This window comes from Pseudalgibacter alginicilyticus (genome assembly GCF_001310225.1).
Classification (GTDB): Bacteria; Bacteroidota; Bacteroidia; order Flavobacteriales; family Flavobacteriaceae; genus Pseudalgibacter; species Pseudalgibacter alginicilyticus.
In genome coordinates, this window is sequence record NZ_CP012898.1 from 2,878,285 (window position 1) to 2,896,036 (window position 17,752).

17 protein-coding genes are annotated in these 17,752 nt (G+C 31.1%); 15 read left to right on the top strand and 2 right to left on the bottom strand.

The annotated features are described in order from the left end of the window. Window positions 1-92: 92 nt before the first annotated feature. The 4 genes from mutY to gldD all read left to right on the top strand — a co-directional run bounded on the left by mutY (window position 93) and on the right by gldD (window position 3,591). Window positions 93-1,133 carry an A/G-specific adenine glycosylase gene (gene mutY, locus APS56_RS11880; RefSeq protein ID WP_054728389.1) on the top strand — a complete coding sequence of 347 codons (1,041 nt, stop codon included), beginning with the start codon at window positions 93-95 and terminating at the stop codon, window positions 1,131-1,133. 91 nt (window positions 1,134-1,224) lie between these two features. Beyond that, window positions 1,225-1,686 (top strand): single-stranded DNA-binding protein, encoded by a 462-nt coding sequence (locus APS56_RS11885; protein WP_054728392.1) that lies wholly within the window; start codon window positions 1,225-1,227, stop codon window positions 1,684-1,686. Window positions 1,687-1,708: 22 nt separating this feature from the next. Further along, window positions 1,709-3,013: a gliding motility-associated protein GldE gene (locus APS56_RS11890; RefSeq protein WP_054728395.1), complete on the top strand. Its 1,305-nt coding sequence runs from the start codon at window positions 1,709-1,711 to the stop codon at window positions 3,011-3,013. Continuing rightward, window positions 3,013-3,591, top strand: a complete 579-nt coding sequence (gene gldD, locus APS56_RS11895; RefSeq protein WP_054728399.1) for a gliding motility lipoprotein GldD — start codon at window positions 3,013-3,015, stop codon at window positions 3,589-3,591. Before APS56_RS11890 ends, gldD begins: the two co-directional genes overlap by 1 nt. A gap of 118 nt (window positions 3,592-3,709) precedes the next feature. On the opposite strand, the gene APS56_RS11900 is transcribed toward gldD, so the two are convergent. Further along, the gene (locus APS56_RS11900) at window positions 3,710-4,114 is read right to left on the bottom strand and encodes a heavy-metal-associated domain-containing protein (RefSeq protein ID WP_054728402.1); all 405 of its coding nucleotides are present in this window, start codon (window positions 4,112-4,114) and stop codon (window positions 3,710-3,712) included. Window positions 4,115-4,210: 96 nt separating this feature from the next. On the opposite strand from APS56_RS11900, the gene APS56_RS11905 reads away from it, so the two are divergent. The 7 genes from APS56_RS11905 (at window position 4,211) to APS56_RS11935 (ending at window position 12,412) form a co-directional block, all read left to right on the top strand. Next, window positions 4,211-5,086: a DMT family transporter gene (locus tag APS56_RS11905; RefSeq protein WP_054728404.1), complete on the top strand. Its 876-nt coding sequence runs from the start codon at window positions 4,211-4,213 to the stop codon at window positions 5,084-5,086. A gap of 181 nt (window positions 5,087-5,267) precedes the next feature. Continuing rightward, the gene (gene rplU, locus APS56_RS11910) at window positions 5,268-5,939 is read left to right on the top strand and encodes a 50S ribosomal protein L21 (RefSeq protein WP_054728407.1); all 672 of its coding nucleotides are present in this window, start codon (window positions 5,268-5,270) and stop codon (window positions 5,937-5,939) included. A gap of 45 nt (window positions 5,940-5,984) precedes the next feature. After that, window positions 5,985-6,245: a 50S ribosomal protein L27 gene (gene rpmA, locus APS56_RS11915; protein ID WP_054728409.1), complete on the top strand. Its 261-nt coding sequence runs from the start codon at window positions 5,985-5,987 to the stop codon at window positions 6,243-6,245. Between the two features lie 241 nt (window positions 6,246-6,486). Further along, a complete protein-coding gene (locus tag APS56_RS11920) occupies window positions 6,487-7,980 on the top strand; it encodes a tetratricopeptide repeat protein (RefSeq protein ID WP_054728412.1) in 1,494 nt (497 codons plus the stop codon). 157 nt (window positions 7,981-8,137) lie between these two features. Continuing rightward, the gene (locus APS56_RS11925; protein WP_054728414.1) at window positions 8,138-10,984 is read left to right on the top strand and encodes a TonB-dependent receptor; all 2,847 of its coding nucleotides are present in this window, start codon (window positions 8,138-8,140) and stop codon (window positions 10,982-10,984) included. A gap of 10 nt (window positions 10,985-10,994) precedes the next feature. Further along, on the top strand, window positions 10,995-12,017 hold the full coding sequence (locus tag APS56_RS11930) for a phytase (RefSeq protein ID WP_054731370.1): 1,023 nt from the start codon (window positions 10,995-10,997) through the stop codon (window positions 12,015-12,017). A gap of 119 nt (window positions 12,018-12,136) precedes the next feature. Further along, window positions 12,137-12,412 carry a hypothetical protein gene (locus tag APS56_RS11935; RefSeq protein ID WP_157757661.1) on the top strand — a complete coding sequence of 92 codons (276 nt, stop codon included), beginning with the start codon at window positions 12,137-12,139 and terminating at the stop codon, window positions 12,410-12,412. Between the two features lie 296 nt (window positions 12,413-12,708). Here APS56_RS11935 and ahcY read toward each other — a convergent pair whose 3' ends face one another. Beyond that, the gene (gene ahcY, locus APS56_RS11940) at window positions 12,709-14,025 is read right to left on the bottom strand and encodes an adenosylhomocysteinase (RefSeq protein ID WP_054728422.1); all 1,317 of its coding nucleotides are present in this window, start codon (window positions 14,023-14,025) and stop codon (window positions 12,709-12,711) included. Window positions 14,026-14,155: 130 nt separating this feature from the next. On the opposite strand from ahcY, the gene APS56_RS11945 reads away from it, so the two are divergent. From APS56_RS11945 to arfB, 4 genes are all read left to right on the top strand, one after another. Further along, window positions 14,156-14,782 carry a 4'-phosphopantetheinyl transferase family protein gene (locus tag APS56_RS11945; RefSeq protein WP_054728425.1) on the top strand — a complete coding sequence of 209 codons (627 nt, stop codon included), beginning with the start codon at window positions 14,156-14,158 and terminating at the stop codon, window positions 14,780-14,782. Next, complete coding sequence (locus tag APS56_RS11950; protein WP_054728429.1) at window positions 14,783-15,502, top strand: phosphoglycerol geranylgeranyltransferase; 720 nt, start codon at window positions 14,783-14,785, stop codon at window positions 15,500-15,502. Window positions 15,503-15,675: 173 nt separating this feature from the next. Further along, on the top strand, window positions 15,676-17,226 hold the full coding sequence (locus APS56_RS11955; protein WP_054728431.1) for a DUF4301 family protein: 1,551 nt from the start codon (window positions 15,676-15,678) through the stop codon (window positions 17,224-17,226). Next, window positions 17,223-17,630 carry an alternative ribosome rescue aminoacyl-tRNA hydrolase ArfB gene (arfB, locus tag APS56_RS11960; RefSeq protein WP_054728434.1) on the top strand — a complete coding sequence of 136 codons (408 nt, stop codon included), beginning with the start codon at window positions 17,223-17,225 and terminating at the stop codon, window positions 17,628-17,630. The genes APS56_RS11955 and arfB overlap by 4 nt, the downstream gene beginning before the upstream one ends. The last annotated feature ends 122 nt before the right edge of the window (window positions 17,631-17,752 follow it).

The following is a 17,752-nucleotide window of genomic DNA, read 5'->3' on the forward strand; positions in this document are numbered from 1 at the left end:
ATATAGGAATTTAAAATTCAATATTTCAAACCTAATTCATTAAAATTTAAGATTATAAACGTTTATTTTTACACCTTGCATTTAATCGATTCATGAAATTTTCAAAAAAAATAATTGACTGGTATTCAGTTAATAAGCGTAGTTTGCCTTGGAGAGAAACCAAAAATCCGTATTATATATGGTTGTCAGAAATCATTTTACAACAGACACAAGTGAAACAAGGGTTACCTTATTATGAAGCTTTTGTTGCCAATTATCCCACTATTTTTCAATTAGCAGAGGCTAATGAAAGTGAAGTTTTAAAGTTATGGCAAGGTTTAGGGTATTATTCTAGAGCTAGAAATTTACATGCTTCGGCAAAATATGTTACTAATATTTTAAATGGTGTGTTTCCAGATAATTATAAGGATTTATTAAATTTAAAAGGTGTGGGAGATTATACAGCAAGTGCCATTGCTTCTATTTGTTTTAATGAAGCCACTGCTGTAGTTGATGGTAATGTGTATAGAGTATTGTCTAGATACTTTGGAATTGAAACTCCCATTAATTCGTCAAAAGGAACTAAGGAATTTAAGCTGCTGGCTCAAGAACTTATTGATAAAAAGAAACCTGCCGAATTTAATCAAGCCATCATGGAATTTGGAGCTATTCAATGCAAACCACAAAATCCAGATTGTCATGTGTGCCCATTCACTAAAGGATGCATAGCATTTAATAAAAATAAAATTGCAGATTTCCCAGTAAAATTAAAATCAGCAAAGGCAAAAAAAAAGTATTTCAATTTTGTGGTCTTTATTTCCAACGATAATAAAACAATTTTAGAAAAACGTGAAGGTAAAGGAATATGGCAAAATTTATATCAATTCCCACTGATAGAGACCAATAAGGAAATTAATTATGAAGCATTTAAAAATTTGGTTGAAAACCATAAACTGATACAAAAACAGCCTTTTGAATTATCTCTATATAATGAAGAAGTAATTATTCATAAACTTTCGCATCAGCATTTATATACTAAATTTTGGATTGTCAGTTTGGAAAGTAAGATTACAGGGGCAATTCCAATTGAAGAAATTACAGATTATGCAGTGCCAATTGTTATTGGAAATTTTCTAGAATCGTTTAATTTTTGACAGATAAATTTTTGCAATCATAATTTTTCATTAATTTTAAAAAAAATGATAAGCAAATGAGTATTTTTGCTTTCCTAAAAAATTGAAAATCATGTCTGGAACCTTAAATAAAGTAATGCTAATTGGGCATTTGGGAGATGAAGTAAAAATGCATTATTTTGAAGGTGGAGGTTGTATTGGGCGTTTTCCATTAGCTACAAATGAAACCTATACAAATAAACAAACCAATGAACGAATTACTAATACTGAATGGCACAATATTGTAGTACGAAATAAAGGTGCTGAAATTTGTGAAAAGTATTTAAGTAAAGGAGATAAAGTTTATGTTGAAGGTAGATTAAAAACTAGAAAATGGCAAGACGATAGTGGAGCAGATAGATATTCAACAGAAATTCATTGTACAGATTTTACTTTTCTTTCAACTAAAAAAGAAAGTGAAAATAATGCATTAAATTCATCGGCAGCTCAAAAACCTATTGTTAGTCAGCTAGCAAAGAGTGAGTCTGCAAAAAACGAACCTATTGGCGAAGAGGAGGATGATCTTCCTTTTTAATATTTAACCAAAACCACGATACTTGGACCCTGACCCCGCGAGTTTTAAATTATTAATAATGGCAATTGATTTTTCAATTGTTAGTAGTTTGTTATTATTAGGACTATTGTTAGTCTGCTCTGCTCTAATTTCGGGCGCTGAAGTCGCTTTATTTTCACTTTCAAGAACAGATTTAGATAAGGGTTTGGAAGAAAAGTCTAAACGTATTCAAATTATAGCTTTACTGTTAGAGCGACCTAAAAAGTTGCTGGCTACTATATTAATAGCAAATAACTTTATAAACATTGCTATTGTTATTCTATTTGCTTATTTAGGGGGCTTTTTGTTTGAAAATATATCATCAACCTTATTGAAATTTCTCGTAGAAGTTGTAATAGTTACTTTTTTAATATTGTTATTTGGCGAAATTTTGCCAAAAATATATGCCAGCAGAAATAAAGTGAAATTTGCTACATTTATGGCATATCCATTACGAGTTTTAGATGTGATTTTATCGCCTTTAAGTTTGCCTATGCGAAGTGTTACTTTGGGGATTCACAGTAAATTGGGGAAGCAAAAATCTAACTTAAGCGTTGATCAGTTATCCCAAGCTTTGGAACTTACCAGTGAAGCTGATACCACAAAAGAAGAGCAGAAAATATTGCAAGGCATTGTATCTTTTGGTAATACAGATACTAAACAAGTGATGCGCCCTCGTATCGATATTTTTGCATTGAATATTGAATCTAAATATACGGAAATTATGCCTGAAATTATTGAAAATGGGTATTCACGCATTCCTGTTTATAAAGATAATATTGATACCATTGAAGGCATTTTATACGTAAAAGATTTACTTCCCTATATTGATAGAAAGCAATTTGATTGGAAAACGTTATTGCGTGAACCATTTTTTGTGCCTGAAAATAAAAAATTGGACGATTTAATGGGGGAATTTCAAGAGAAAAAAGTGCATTTGGCAGTTGTAGTTGATGAATATGGTGGAACTTCTGGACTGATTTCTTTAGAAGATATAATTGAAGAAATTGTTGGAGATATCAGTGACGAGTTTGATGATGAAGATTTAACTTATTCTAAATTAGATAATAATAATTATGTTTTTGAAGGGAAAACTGCTTTGAAAGATTTTTATAAGGTTCTTAATATTGAAAACGTCTCTATTTTTGAAGCTAATAAGGGTGAAGCTGAAACAGTGGCTGGTTTTGTTTTAGAAATTTCAGGTAGTTTTCCAAAGAGAAATAGTAAAATAAATTTTGAGAATTATATTTTTACTATAGAGTCTTTGGATAAAAAACGAATTAAACGCGTCAAATTTACAATTACTTAATGAAGTATTTTATTTATTTATTATTGGTTTTTTTCTTTGTTTCCTGTGGCAAAAATTACGTGCCTAAACCCAAAGGCTATTTGCGTTTGGATTATCCAAATCCAAATTATGAAAAAGTAGAATCGGAATTACCTTTTTATTTTGAAATAAATAAATCTGGTTCAGAATTAGAAAGTAAAAAAATAGTAAGTTCTACTGAAAGCTATGGAATTAATATTAAATACCCATTATTAAAAGGTACTATTTTTTTAACTTATAAATCCATAAATGCAAATAGAGATAATTTACTGGCATTTTTAAAAGACGCTCAAAACTTACCACAAAAGCATATGATAAAAGCGGATGCCGTTTTGGAAGAGGGGTATGAAAACACGGTAAGTAGAGTTTATGGAATGTTTTATGAAGTGGATGGAAATGCTGCCTCACAAGCTCAATTTTATGTAACCGATAGCGTTAATCATTTTTTAACAGGATCCTTATATTTCTATGCAAAACCTAATTATGATTCCATTTTGCCTGCTGCTAATTATTTACAGAAAGATATAAAACACATTATGGAAACTATTACTTGGAAATAGTACACATAAAAAAACCTGATACGTTTAAAAATGTATCAGGTCTAAAAATGAAATTTGTGTTTAAGACTAATTATTTCAAAGCCATAAACAGGTTTTGCTTATTTGTTTTTACAGTTCTTTAGTTTATACCCTGCTCTGTTTCTTCCAAAGAAAAGGCATCAACTGTTTTCATGCCACTTACTATATAAATGTCGGCAACTTTAGTAACTGTTTCTTCTAATAAAGTTGGTGTTACTTTAGCGTTGTCATATTCTACCATGGCTAATTTTGATTCAAAATCAACTTTAGCAGATTTGACGCCTTCCATATTAGAAATCTTTTTTTGAATGGTAGCCGCACAACCTATTTGGCATGTCATACCATCAATAATAAATTCTGCTTTTGCATACGTAGCGTTTGGATCTAATTCTTTAACGGTTTCAGTTTCAACTTCAACAGTTTTAACTTCAGGCTTTGTTTCATTTTTACAATTCATTGCTACTAAAGCAAGAAAAGCAAGGGTTAATATTTTTATGGTTTTCATATGTGAAAAATTAATTGTCAATTGAATGTACAAAATTACTAAATAATACGGGTTTTTATATTTAAAACAGCAACTTTGTGATTATATATTAATTTAATGAAGAATTTTAATCAAAAATGGCTTTATCTTTTTGTCCTTTCTTTAATTTGGGGTAGTTCATTTATTCTAATTAAAAAAGCTTTAATAGGTTTAACGCCCTATCAACTTGGTGCATTACGAACTATTATTACAGGATTGTTTTTGTTTGTTGTAGGATTTAAATCCTTAAAGAATATTCAAAAATCAGATTGGAAATGGGTTGTTGTTTCAGGGTTTTTAGGGTCGTTTATTCCTGCCTTTTTATTTGCCATTGCAGAAACTGAAATTGATAGTGCGGTGGCTTCTATGCTAAATTCATTAACGCCTTTAAACACTATTTTGTTTGGAGCTGCTATTTTTAAACTAACCAGTACTAAACGGCAGGTTTTGGGTGTTGTTATTGGTTTTTTAGGAACATCAATGCTTATTTTAAAAGGTGCAGATTTAAATCCGCATCAAAACTATTTGTATGCTGGTTTTGTGCTTTTAGCAACAGTTTGTTATGCTATAAATGTTAACGTCATAAAACGGTATTTACAGCATGTAAAACCTTTGGCTATTGCTACAGGAAATTATGCAGCTATATTTTTTCCGGCCATGATAATTTTATGTTTTTCCGGATTCTTTTCTGATGCTACCTTTAGCCATCCCGATTTTATAATGTCAATGGTTTATATTACTACTTTAGCTTTTTTTGGAACGGCTTTAGCAAAGGTGTTATTTAATAGATTAATACAAATGTCTACAGCAGTTTTTGCTTCTTCAGTAACATATATCATAACAATTGTAGCCTTGTTTTGGGGTGTTTTAGATGGGGAATCATTTAGTATTATTCAAGTGTTGGCATGTGTTATTATTTTAATTGGGGTATATCTATCTCAAAAACGAGTTTAAATTAAAATAAGTTTTATTTCAGTTTGGTTAAAAAGAGTATGATAATTTTATAATTTGAGTTTCATCTTTAACAAAATGCAGAAAATATTAGTCAAATTAAATAAAACGTTTGTAGATTAATTATTTAGCAGTATATTTGCACTCATTTTTGAACAAAATTAATTAATAAAAACGTTACGCTATGTACGCAATTGTAGAGATAGCAGGGCAACAATTTAAAGTTGTTAAAGACCAAAAGGTTTTTGTACACCGTTTACAAACAGAAGAAGGAAAGCAAGTTGCTTTTGATAATGTACTTCTTATTGGTGATGGTGACAATGTAACTGTAGGCGCCCCAGCTATAGACGGAGCTCAAGTAGGAGCAAAAGTCTTAAAGCACCTTAAAGGTGATAAAGTTATTGTTTTCAAAAAGAAAAGACGTAAAGGTTACCGTGTTAAGAATGGTCACCGTCAATCTTTAACTGAAATCGTTATTGAAAGTATTGCTACTTCAGGAGCTAAAAAAGCTGCTAAAGTTGAAAAGAAAGCAGAACCAAAAGCTGAAGCTCCAAAAAAAGCGGAAGCAAAAAAAGCTGCGCCAAAAAAATCTGCTGCTAAAGCGGACGATTTGAAAAAAATTGAAGGTGCTGGCCCTAAAGCTGCAGAAGCATTAGTAGGTGCAGGTTTAGATACTTTTGCTAAAGTAGCAAAGGCAACCCCAGAAGAGTTAAGTACAATTCTTTCTGAAGCAAGTTCAAGATTATCTCATATAGTAACAGAAACTTGGCCAAAACAAGCTAAATTAGCTGCAGATGGTAAGTGGGATGAGTTAAAAGAATTACAAGACAAATTAGACGGTGGTATTGAAAAGTAATTTTTCAAAAACCACTTATTATTAACAATATAAAAACTTAAGACAATGGCTCATAAAAAAGGAGTAGGTAGTTCTAAGAATGGTAGAGAATCAGAATCAAAACGCTTAGGTGTTAAGATTTTTGGTGGTCAAGCTGCATTAGCTGGAAACATTATCGTAAGACAAAGAGGTAATACGCATCACCCAGGTGAAAATGTATATTCTTCAAAAGATCATACATTACACGCTTATGTAGATGGTGTTGTGAAATTCACAAAGAAAAAAGATAACAAATCTTATGTTTCTATAGAACCTTTTGAGGTTTAAGAACTGATTTTTTTAAAATTTTACCCTAAGCAAAGCTGAGGGGTTAAAGCTCTTTCTGTTTCAGAAAGGGCTTTTTTTTTTTTAATCTAAAAATGATATTAAAAAAATGTTTTGTTAATGTTTAACTCTTTACTTTGTACTTTTATTTGATTATTAAGATAGCAAAGTGACTTTTATCAAACATTTGTTTTTTTTATGTTTATTTATAAGCTTTTGCAGAGTAAACTCACAAGAATCGGTCTTGGTTTCTCATGAGGTAAAAATTAATAAGCTCAAAGCAGCACTCCATAGAGCTAAAAATTTAGAAGATACACTTAAAATGGCTCAAGGCTACAATCATATAGCCGATTTTTATAAACAGTTGGGTTTAGATAGTGAAGCCCTTAAAAATTATCATTTAGCACAAGAGCTACATGTTAAAAAAGACACTTTTTTTGTTTATACTACTAATAATATAGCATCTATTCATCATGATTTAAAGCAATATGACCACGCTAGACATTATTTGGAGCAAAGTATTATGGTATCAGAAAATATACAATTTTCAAAAGGCTTAGCTGTGGCCAATACGTTGTTGGGTAGCGTGTTTGAAAAACAAGGTGATTATAAGAAGGCATTACAATATCAAGAACAAAGCTTAAAAACTTTTAAAATACTTAATGATAGTACTGGACTTGCTGTCACCTATGAGAGTATTGGAAGTATCTACGAAGATTTAGGACAATTCAATGTAGCTTATAGTTATTTTAAAAAAGCTTATAATTATGAAAGGAGTTATACATCAAACTTAAAAATTAATATTACAAATAATCTTGGCGATGTTAATAGAAAGCGTAAAGAGTATGAAAAAGCCTTAAGTTATACACAACAAGCATTAGAATTAGCACGTAAAACTAAAAACAGTCAACAAGAGGAAAGTGCTTTAAAAGATCTTGCAAGAACTCATGCCGATTTAGGTGATTTTGAAGCGGCGTATCGTTATTTGAGCAATCAAAATATTGTAAAGGAACAAGATCTCAAACACCAAAATGCCGAACTGGTAAGTGCAATGCAGGTGCTCTACAATGTTAAAGAAAGCGAAGCAGAATTAGCATTACTCGGCAAGCAAAATCAAATAAATAAAACACGACAGTATGCTATTTTATTGTTTAGTACAGCTATGTGTTTGGTGTTTATTGTTTGGCTGATCTATTTAAAAAAGAGGAAAAAACAAGAACAAAAAATCCTTAAATACAAGCAAAAATTACTGAGGGCAGATTTAGATATAAAAATAGCTGAAGAAGCAGCTTTAAAGAGAGAGATAGATATTAAAATATCGGCACTTACAAATTATAGCTTAAGTATAGCTCATAAAAATAAAATATTATCTGATGTTTCCAGAACACTTAAAAATTTAAAAAGTAGAAATGGGGAGTTTATAAAATCAAAATTGGAAGGCCTAGCTAAAGACATAGACCTTGATTTATCTAATAAAGATGAATGGGCTGAACTCAGGAGCTTTTTTGGACAAATACACCCCGATTTTTTTCAAAACTTGAAATCAAAGGTTCTTGTTGAATTGTCGTCTTCAGAATTAAGACTTTGCATGTTACTCAGACTTAATTTATCTTCAAAAGAAATTGCTTCCATACTACATATAACACCAGATAGCGTTCGGATAGCTCGATATAGAATGCGAAAAAAACTTCCTATAGATTCCAAGTCTGATTTACAGGCGTATTTACTAAAGCTTTAATTGTGTTTAATAACTATGTCCTCAATGTTACCAAGTTGTTAATGTTGCTATCTTATATAGCCTGTTTTATGGTTTCAGTTACCTTTTGTTAACACATATTTCAGTTATAAGCAATGGTTGAGGTATAGCTTTGTCTTAACTAAAAAATAACAAAACCATGAAAAAAAATTATTTACTGTTATGTTTCATTGTGCTAATATCGTTTATTGGATATGCACAAAATGGAAATATTAGAGGTGTTATTACTGATAAAAATGGAATTGCTGTTCCAGGTGCTACCATCTTAATAGAAGAATTAAAAAAAGGCGCTATTTCAGATTTTAATGGAAATTTCACTATGGTAAATATTCCAGAAGGGACTTATCATCTTTTAATTCAATATTTAGGTTATTCAGAGTTTAAGCAAGAAGCTGTGATAACAGCTTCTAAAACAACAACTTTAAATGTTACACTTGATTCAAAAAACACAGAATTAGAGGAGGTAGAAATTACAGGCTATACCTTAGGAGGACAATCTAGAGCATTAAATATTCAAAAAAACAAACCAAATATTACAAACATTGTTTCAACCGATCAGATTGGTAAATTTCCCGATGCTAATATTGGAGATGCTGTAAAGCGTATTCCAGGTATAACTATGCAAATTGACCAAGGAGAAGCACGTGATGTTATTGTAAGAGGCTTATCACCACAACTAAATTCTGTAACTTTAAATGGTAGTAGGATTCCTTCTGCAGAAGGTGATAATAGAAATATTCAAATGGATTTGATTCCATCAGATATGATTCAAACTATTGAAGTTAATAAGGCTGTAACGCCCGATATGGATGCAGATGCGTTGGGTGGTTCAATAAACTTAATTACCAGAACGTCACCTCAAGGGTTCAGACTTTCTGTTTCAGGAGGTTCGGGTATAAATGTAGTAACTAATAATAAAGTATTTAATGGCTCTATTTTAATAGGAGATCGATCAAATAACGATAAGTTTGGATGGATGCTATCAACATCTATCAATGATAATGATTTGAGATCGGATAATGTTGAAGCAGAATGGACGGATGAGTTTGAATATAATGCATTTAATGATGAAGATAATTTAGAAGAAGTTGATGTGAATCCGTATGCTAACGTATTTGAAATTAGACAATATCTCGTACAGCGAATTCGTCGTAGCTTCTCAGCAAATTTTGATTATAAATTAAATGAAAATAATAATATTTACTTCAAGTCAATTTACAACTGGAGAGACGATCGTGAAAACAGATTAGCCTTTACGCAAGAAGTTTTAGACGGCGAAGACATTGAACCAGGCGACTTTTCAGTTGATGCTAATGGTAACTTGACATCGTTTCCTGTGGAAGCAGTAAGACAATCAAAAGCAGGTATTAATAATAATAGAAATAAAAACACACGTTTGGAAGATCAGCGTATGTTTAATTTTAGTTTAGGAGGCGAGCATTTAGCGAATAAATTAGAAATAGATTGGATGGCATCCTTGTCAAAAGCTTCAGAGGAGCGTTTAAATGAGCGTTATTTAGAATATGAAAGCGAATATGGTGTAACTTTCAATAACAACTTAGATAAGCCGTTGTATACACCACAAGATGCTAACGATGCACTTTATAATGATTTTGAATTTGGTGAATTATCAGAGGAAAATCAATATACTGAAGAAAAAGATTTTAACTTTTTTGCCAATTTTAAATTACCTCTAAATATGTTTCAACAAGAAGATGGATTTTTAAAATTTGGTGTACGTGCTAGATTAAAAAACAAGTATAGAGATAATGATTTTACAGAATTTAGTCCTGAAACATCAGATTTAGATGTATTGGGAGATGTTTCAACACGTAATTATACAGAAAAAGATTTTTTAGCAGGAAGCCAGTATGTAACAGGGTCATTTGCGACGCCTGAATTTATAGGTAATTTAAAACTAAATGATGCCGCACAATTTGAAGCAGAAAATCTTCTAGAGGAATATTTAACGGCTAATTTTGATGTGGATGAAAATGTATATGCAGGGTATGCCATGACCAATCAAAAACTATCTGACAAGTTAAGTATGTTGGTTGGTTTGAGATTGGAGCACACAAAAATTTCAAGTTTAGGTAATGAGGTGATTTTTGATGAGGATGGTGATTATGCAGGAACAAATGAGTTGAAAGATGAAAACAACTATACTAATATTTTACCTGGATTACATTTAAAATATGACTTGTCAGACAAAACGGTTTTGCGTTTTGCTTGGACCAATACTTTGGCAAGACCAAATTATGAAGATTTAGTTGCTTACAGAGAAACAAATAACGAAGACGAAGAAATTTTTATAGGAAATTCAGAATTAAACCCGACTACATCAATGAATTTTGATGTCATGGCAGAGCATTATTTTAAGTCTGTTGGTATTCTTTCGGGAGGTTTGTTTTATAAAGATATTCAAGATTTTATTTATACAAGTCAGTCTGAAGACACGAATGGTTATGAAGTATATCAACCATTAAATGGTGATGGTGCTACTGTATTTGGGGCAGAAATGTCATTACAACGTCAGTTGGATTTTCTTCCAGGTTTTGCAAAAAACTTGAGTGTTTACTTAAATTATACATATTTAACTTCTAGCGCAAAAGGCATTAAAAATGAAGATGGCGAAGAGCGTAGTGATTTGGATTTACCGCAAACGGCTCCAAACATGTTTAATGCATCCTTAGGATATGCAGATAAAAAAATGAGCTTTCGTTTATCGGCAAATTATTCAGATGCTTATATTGATGAAATTGGAGGCCGTGCTTTTGAAGATAGATATTATGACGACCAATTCTTTTTAGATTTTAATGCTAATGTATTAATAAATAGTAACTTAAGTTTGTATGCAGGTGTGAATAACTTAACAAATCAGCCGTTACGTTATTTCCAAGGAACAAAAGCAAGAACTATGCAAATGGAATATTACGGACAACGGGTTACAGTTGGTTTAAAATATGATTTATTTAAGAAAAATTAAAAAAATAGAAATGAGAAATTTGAAAATAAATATTGTATTTGGTTTAACAGTTTTGTTATTGGGTTGTGTGGCTAAATTACCAGAAATAGTAGCTAATGTTGTCACAGAAAAAACGCCGCATGATACTGACGACCCAGCTATTTGGATAAATAATAACAACCCAGATGAAAGTATTGTTTTTGGTACTGATAAAGACGAAGTTAACGGAGGTGTGTATGCTTTTAATTTAGATGGAAAAATCATTAGAGAAAAAAGTATTACTAATATTAGTTATCCAAACAATGTAGATATAGAGTATGGTTTCAAATTAACCGATTCTACTTCAACAGATATTATGGTATTTTCAGAAAGAGAAAAACATCAAATACGTTTGTTTTCAGTACCAGATATGACACCTTTGGATAATGGGGGATTTAAAGTTTTTGAAGAAGAAACCAATATTGAAATGAAGCGCCCCATGGGTGTATCATTTTATAAAAATCCAGAGACAGGAAAAATATCGGTTTTTGTAAGCAGAAAAAATGGTCCAACTGAGGGATATTTACATCAATACGAATTGGTTTCAGATTCGCTTGGAATAAAAGCCAATTTACTTAGAAAAGTTGGCACGTTTAGTGGACAAAAAGAAATTGAAGCTATTGCGGTTGATGATGAATCTGGATTTGTTTATTATTCAGATGAAGGCTTTGGTATTAGAAAATACCATGCTAATCCAGAAAAAGGTGATACGGAAATAGCCTTTATTGGGAATGAACATTTTAAAGACGATATTGAAGGCATTGCTATAGCTAAATATGACGATAAAGGATTTTTAATTGTATCGAATCAACAAGCGCACACCTTTAATATTTTCAGTTTGGAAACCAATGCATTTATAAAAGAACTTAATTTAGGAACTATTGAAACCGATGGATGCGATGTTACCACTGTTCCATTAGGGAATAAATTTCCAAACGGGTTGTTTGTAAGTATGAATGATGAAATGGATTTCTTTTTTCATGATTTAGCAAAGCTAAACTTGGAAGAGAAATAAGGTAAACGTATATTTTAAATAGAACCTTCTCATAAATGGGAAGGTTTTTTTATTGATATTGTTAGAATATTTTATTAAATTAGGCTATTGTATTTGCAATCATCTAAAAATTAATGATTATGGAAGTACCATTTAGATCGGAAATCAGGAATTCCCCTTCAACACCAACAATCAAAATATATTTGAGTGATGAGTCTTTAGATGCTAAAATCAAAACGCATTTAGAACATTTTGAAGAAATAGAATCTATAGAAATAACTGAAAGTGTTGAGCGTAATCGCGCCAACGAAAATATTACAGTTTTTTTAAAGGACAATGTAGATATTAATAAGATGAAAGCTTCAATAGATTCTAGTTTATGGTGGTATTTTGAAGAGGATTTAGTGGATGAATAATTTTGTTTAATCAAATAACAATACAACATAATCAGTGCTTCGTACCTTTTATATTTGCTGTTTATTAATCTTAAAAAGCATAGCTAGGTTCAATTTTAAAATAATATTTTAATTGTGTTTTGTGTTGCGGTTTATTTTAAGAATTTAATAATCTTGGTTGAGTTTGGTTTTTTTGCAGCTTTAGTAAAGGCTCAAAATAAAAAATCCCAAACATAAGTTGCTTGGGATTTAGTGTATTTAAGTGTTTTTGAAAGGGGTTGTTACTGTTAACCCCTCGCACAAGACAATAAGTTAAGTTAGTACCTGTAATACTCTGGTTTAAACGGTCCTTCAACTTCTACACCAATATAATCTGCTTGATCTTTACGGAGTTCTGTTAATTCAACACCAATTTTGGCTAAGTGTAATTTTGCAACTTTTTCATCTAAATGTTTAGGTAGCATGTATACATCATTTTTGTAAGCTTCATTATTGGTCCATAATTCAATTTGAGCCAAAGTTTGGTTGGTGAACGAGTTACTCATTACAAAACTTGGATGACCAGTAGCACAACCTAAGTTTACTAAACGACCTTCAGCAAGAATGATAATATCTTTTCCGTTTACGGTATATTTATCAACCTGTGGTTTAATAGTATTTTTAGTATGCCCGTGGTTTTTATTTAACCAAGCCATATCAATTTCATTATCAAAATGCCCAATGTTACAAACTATAGCTTTGTCTTTTAGAGCTTCAAAATGCTTGCCTTGAACAATATCTTTATTTCCTGTAGTGGTAATAACGATATCAGCATTTGGAGCAACGGTTTCTAATTTTTTAACTTCAAAACCATCCATAGCAGCTTGTAATGCACAAATTGGGTCAATTTCGGTAATGGTAACAATACTACCAGCACCTTTAAAAGAGGCTGCGGTACCTTTACCAACATCGCCATAACCACAAACCACGACGCGTTTTCCAGCAAGCATGATATCGGTTGCCCGACGAATAGCATCTACAGCAGATTCTTTACAACCGTATTTATTATCAAATTTTGATTTTGTTACTGAATCGTTAACATTGATTGCAGGCATTGGTAGTGTGCCGTTTTTTACACGCTCATAAAGTCTGTGAACACCTGTAGTAGTTTCTTCACTTAATCCTTTTATGCCTCCAACTAATTCTGGATAGCGGTCTAAAACCATATTAGTTAAATCGCCTCCATCATCAAGTATCATATTTAATGGCTTTCTGTCTTCACCAAAAAATAAGGTTTGTTCAATGCACCAATCAAATTCTTCTTCAGTCATGTCTTTCCAAGCATATACTGCAGTTCCGGCAGCGGCAATTGCCGCAGCGGCTTGGTCTTGTGTAGAAAAAATGTTGCAAGAACTCCAAGTAACTTCGGCACCTAAAGCTTGTAAAGTTTCAATTAAAACCGCTGTTTGGATGGTCATGTGTAAACAACCAGCAATACGCGCGCCTTTTAGTGGTTTTGAGTTTCCGTATTCTTCTCGTAAACTCATTAAACCAGGCATTTCAGCTTCAGCTAATTCTATTTCTTTGCGTCCCCAATCGGCAAGTGTAATGTCTTTTACTTTGCTTGCTACGTAAGGAATTGTTTTTGTACTCATAGTAATTTTCTTTTGTTTTAATACCTAAACTTCATTGTTAATAGCGCTTAAAATACTTAAATTCGCTTATTAAAAAAGTGCATTTAGCTTTAGGCGATGCAAAGATAATCAATAACTTTTAGAATACTAAATGCCACTTTATAAAACCATTACACCAAATTCACAAACTACTGTTAAAATCTGGAAGATTACAGAATCTTATAATGAATTATTTCAATCTGTAAACTTGAAACCTAAAAGTTTGGAACGCGTTTTAAACATGAAAAGCGAGATGCATCAACGTGGTTTTTTAAGTGTTAGAATGCTTTTAGCCGAATTTGGATATAATGATGTTGATTTGCATTATGATAAAAATGGTAAGCCCTATTTAAAAGATGGTAAACAAATATCTATAACACATTCTTTTAATTTTTCAGCTGTAATTATAAGTGATAGCATTGTTGGAGTTGATATTGAAAAACAGCGTGATAAAATTAATATTATAGCCCATAAATTTGTTGATTATGAGTTTGATTATTTAATTGAAAACGATACAAATTATATAAAAAAGTTAACGGTTATTTGGTGTATTAAAGAGTCTTTATACAAATTATTTGCAACCCCTGGATTGAGTTTTAAACAGCATTGTTTGGTTATTCCATTTTCTGAAGAAGACAGTGAAACGGTTTCATGGATTGATTATCATGAAAAAAAACATTGTTATATCAGTCACTTTTTAGAGTTTGAAGGGTTTACTTGTGCATATGTTATAGCCTAAATGAATACGGTTTATAAAAACATACAAGAAGCCATCAGCAATGGTGATAAACTATTTGCAGTTTTAATAGATCCAGATAAGTTTTCTGTTGGAAATACAAGTCATTTTATTGAAAAAGTAAATACTTCTATGGCTACCCATATTTTTGTAGGAGGTAGTACCGTAGCTGAAAATCAAACAGATATTTTGGTTTCAGAAATTAAAAAATATACTAAACTTCCTATTGTTTTATTCCCAGGAGATGTTAGTCAAATTACAAACAAAGCAGATGCTATTTTGTTTCTATCTTTAATTTCGGGAAGAAACCCAGAATATTTAATAGGAAAACATGTCAAGGCAGTTTCTAAATTAAACAACAGCCAATTAGAAGTTATTTCCACAGGTTATATTTTAATTGAAAGTGGTAAAGAAACAGCAGTTGAAAAAGTGACACGTACTAAGCCTTTGTTAAAAAATAAGGTTCAGAATATAGTTGATACTGCAAAAGCAGGAGAACTGTTAGGGATGAAATTAATTTATTTAGAAGCCGGTAGCGGAGCTAAAAACCCCATACCAGATAGTATTATTTCTGAAGTTAAAAAAGTGTTGCACATTCCATTGATTGTAGGTGGAGGTATTAGGAGTAAAATAGAATTAGATAAGGCTTTTGAAGCAGGGGCAGATTTGGTGGTTATTGGTACAGCTTTTGAGGAAGATGAATCGTTTTTAAGGCTTTGTTAAAAAAAATATGACTTTGGAGATACTTGCTATTTATTTTTTTAACTTATATTGACACGTTTTGTGAAGCAGATGGTATATAAGAGTTTCTAAATAAACGAGGTAACATGTTTTAGATTTTGAAAAGAATCTAATCAATCAAAATAACTTTGTGAAAAATTAAAAAAAAGAAAATAATGTTTTCAGATAAAGATATTCAACAAATAACAAATAAAGGAATTACTGTTGATCAGGTTAATGCTCAAGTATTACGTTTAAAAAATGGCATGTCTTATTCTAATTTAATTGCAGCAGCAACAATAGGAAAAGGAATTGAGAGCTATGATGAAAACGATATTGAAAATTTTATAAAATTGTATGAAGATAGAAATGAAAAGCTGTCTATCATAAAATTTGTGCCAGCCTCAGGAGCTGCAACAAGAATGTTTAAGTTTTTGTTTCAGTTTATTAAAAATTATAACCCGTTAAAAGAAAGTATTGAGAGTTATTCTGAAAGAAAAAGTGACGAATTAATAAAAACATTTGTGGCCAATTTAGAAAATTTCCCGTTTTACAACGAGGTTATTTTAAAAGTAAAACAAATTCACCCAAATTATGATACATTCACTGAAGGCGAAAAACATTTGCAATTTGTAAAAGCAATGCTGGATACTAATGGTCTTAATTATAGTTTTTTGCCAAAAGGCTTGTTGCCTTTTCATAAATACGGAAATACTGCTATCACTGCTTTTCAGGAGCACTTATTTGAGTCTAGTTTATATGGGACTTCAAATGGTATAGCACATTTACATTTTACGGTTTCTGAAGCTCATCATGATTATTTTATAAACGAGTTTAACAAAATAAAAAATGATTTAGAACAAAAAACGAATACAACTTTTAAAGTATCTTTTTCTTTTCAAAAAGAAGCTACTGAAACAGTCGCATTAACTAAGGAAGGACGTGTTTTTAGAAATGAAGATGATTCCATTTTATTTAGACCAGCAGGACATGGTGCTTTGTTAGAAAATTTAAATGATTTGGACGGTGATATAATTTTTATAAAAAACATTGATAATATTGTAGTTTCAGAGAAAAATATTGCTGTTTCAAATTATAAAAAGTTATTAGCAGGTATATTATTGGAAGCACAAGAAAAGGCTTTCTCTTATCTACATAAATTGGATAAACCTAACTTATCAGAAACAGATTTTAATATTATAGCCTTATTTTTAAGATATAGACTTAATGTACCTATTAATCCAGATTTTGAAGATTACTCATTAGAGGAAAAATCAATTTATTTGAAAGATAAGTTAAACCGTCCTATTCGTGTTTGCGGCATGGTTAAAAATGAAGGAGAACCTGGGGGAGGACCATTTTGGGTTAAGGATAATAAAGGTAAAATATCATTGCAAATTGTAGAGTTTGCACAAATAAATTTTGGAAAAAAAGGACAACAATCTTTAGTGTATAAAGCGACACATTTTAATCCAACAGATTTGGTGTGTGGGGTTAAGAATTATAAAGGAGAAAAGTTTGATTTAAAGAAGTTTGTAGATCCTGAAGCAGCATTTATAACTATGAAAACCCAGAATGGGGTTGATATAAAAGCATTAGAACTTCCAGGTTTATGGAATGGTAGCATGGCACATTGGAATTCTATTTTTGTTGAAGTACCATTGGAAACTTTTAATCCTGTAAAAACAGTAAATGACTTACTAAAACCTGCACATCAAGTATTATGATTGATGAAGAGGCTTTATTGCAAGAATTATCATTTAGAGCTATACGAAGCTCAGGAAGTGGTGGGCAACATGTAAATAAAGTGTCTTCAAAAATAGAACTTACTTTTAATTTATCAGAATCTATAGTATTTGATGATGAACAAAAAAACAGACTTGAAAATAAATTACAACATAGGTTAACTAAAGGTAATTTACTCATTTTACAATGTGATGAAAGCAGAAGCCAACATAAAAATAAGACCTTAGTTATAAAACGGTTTTTAGAGTTGATAAGTACATCTTTAGTTATTCCAAAAAAACGAATTCCTACTAAAATTCCAAAATCTGTTATTAGAAAACGCTTAAAAAATAAACGGCAAGTGTCTGATAAAAAAGCAAATAGAAAAAAACCAGACGTCGATTAGAAAATAATTGACAATTCATAATTGACAATTGATAATTGCTTAGTACATTTGCAGCGTTCTCAAAAAAGGGGTGCCTATTATTGGCTGAGATCATACCCATTGAACCTAGAACAGGTAATGCT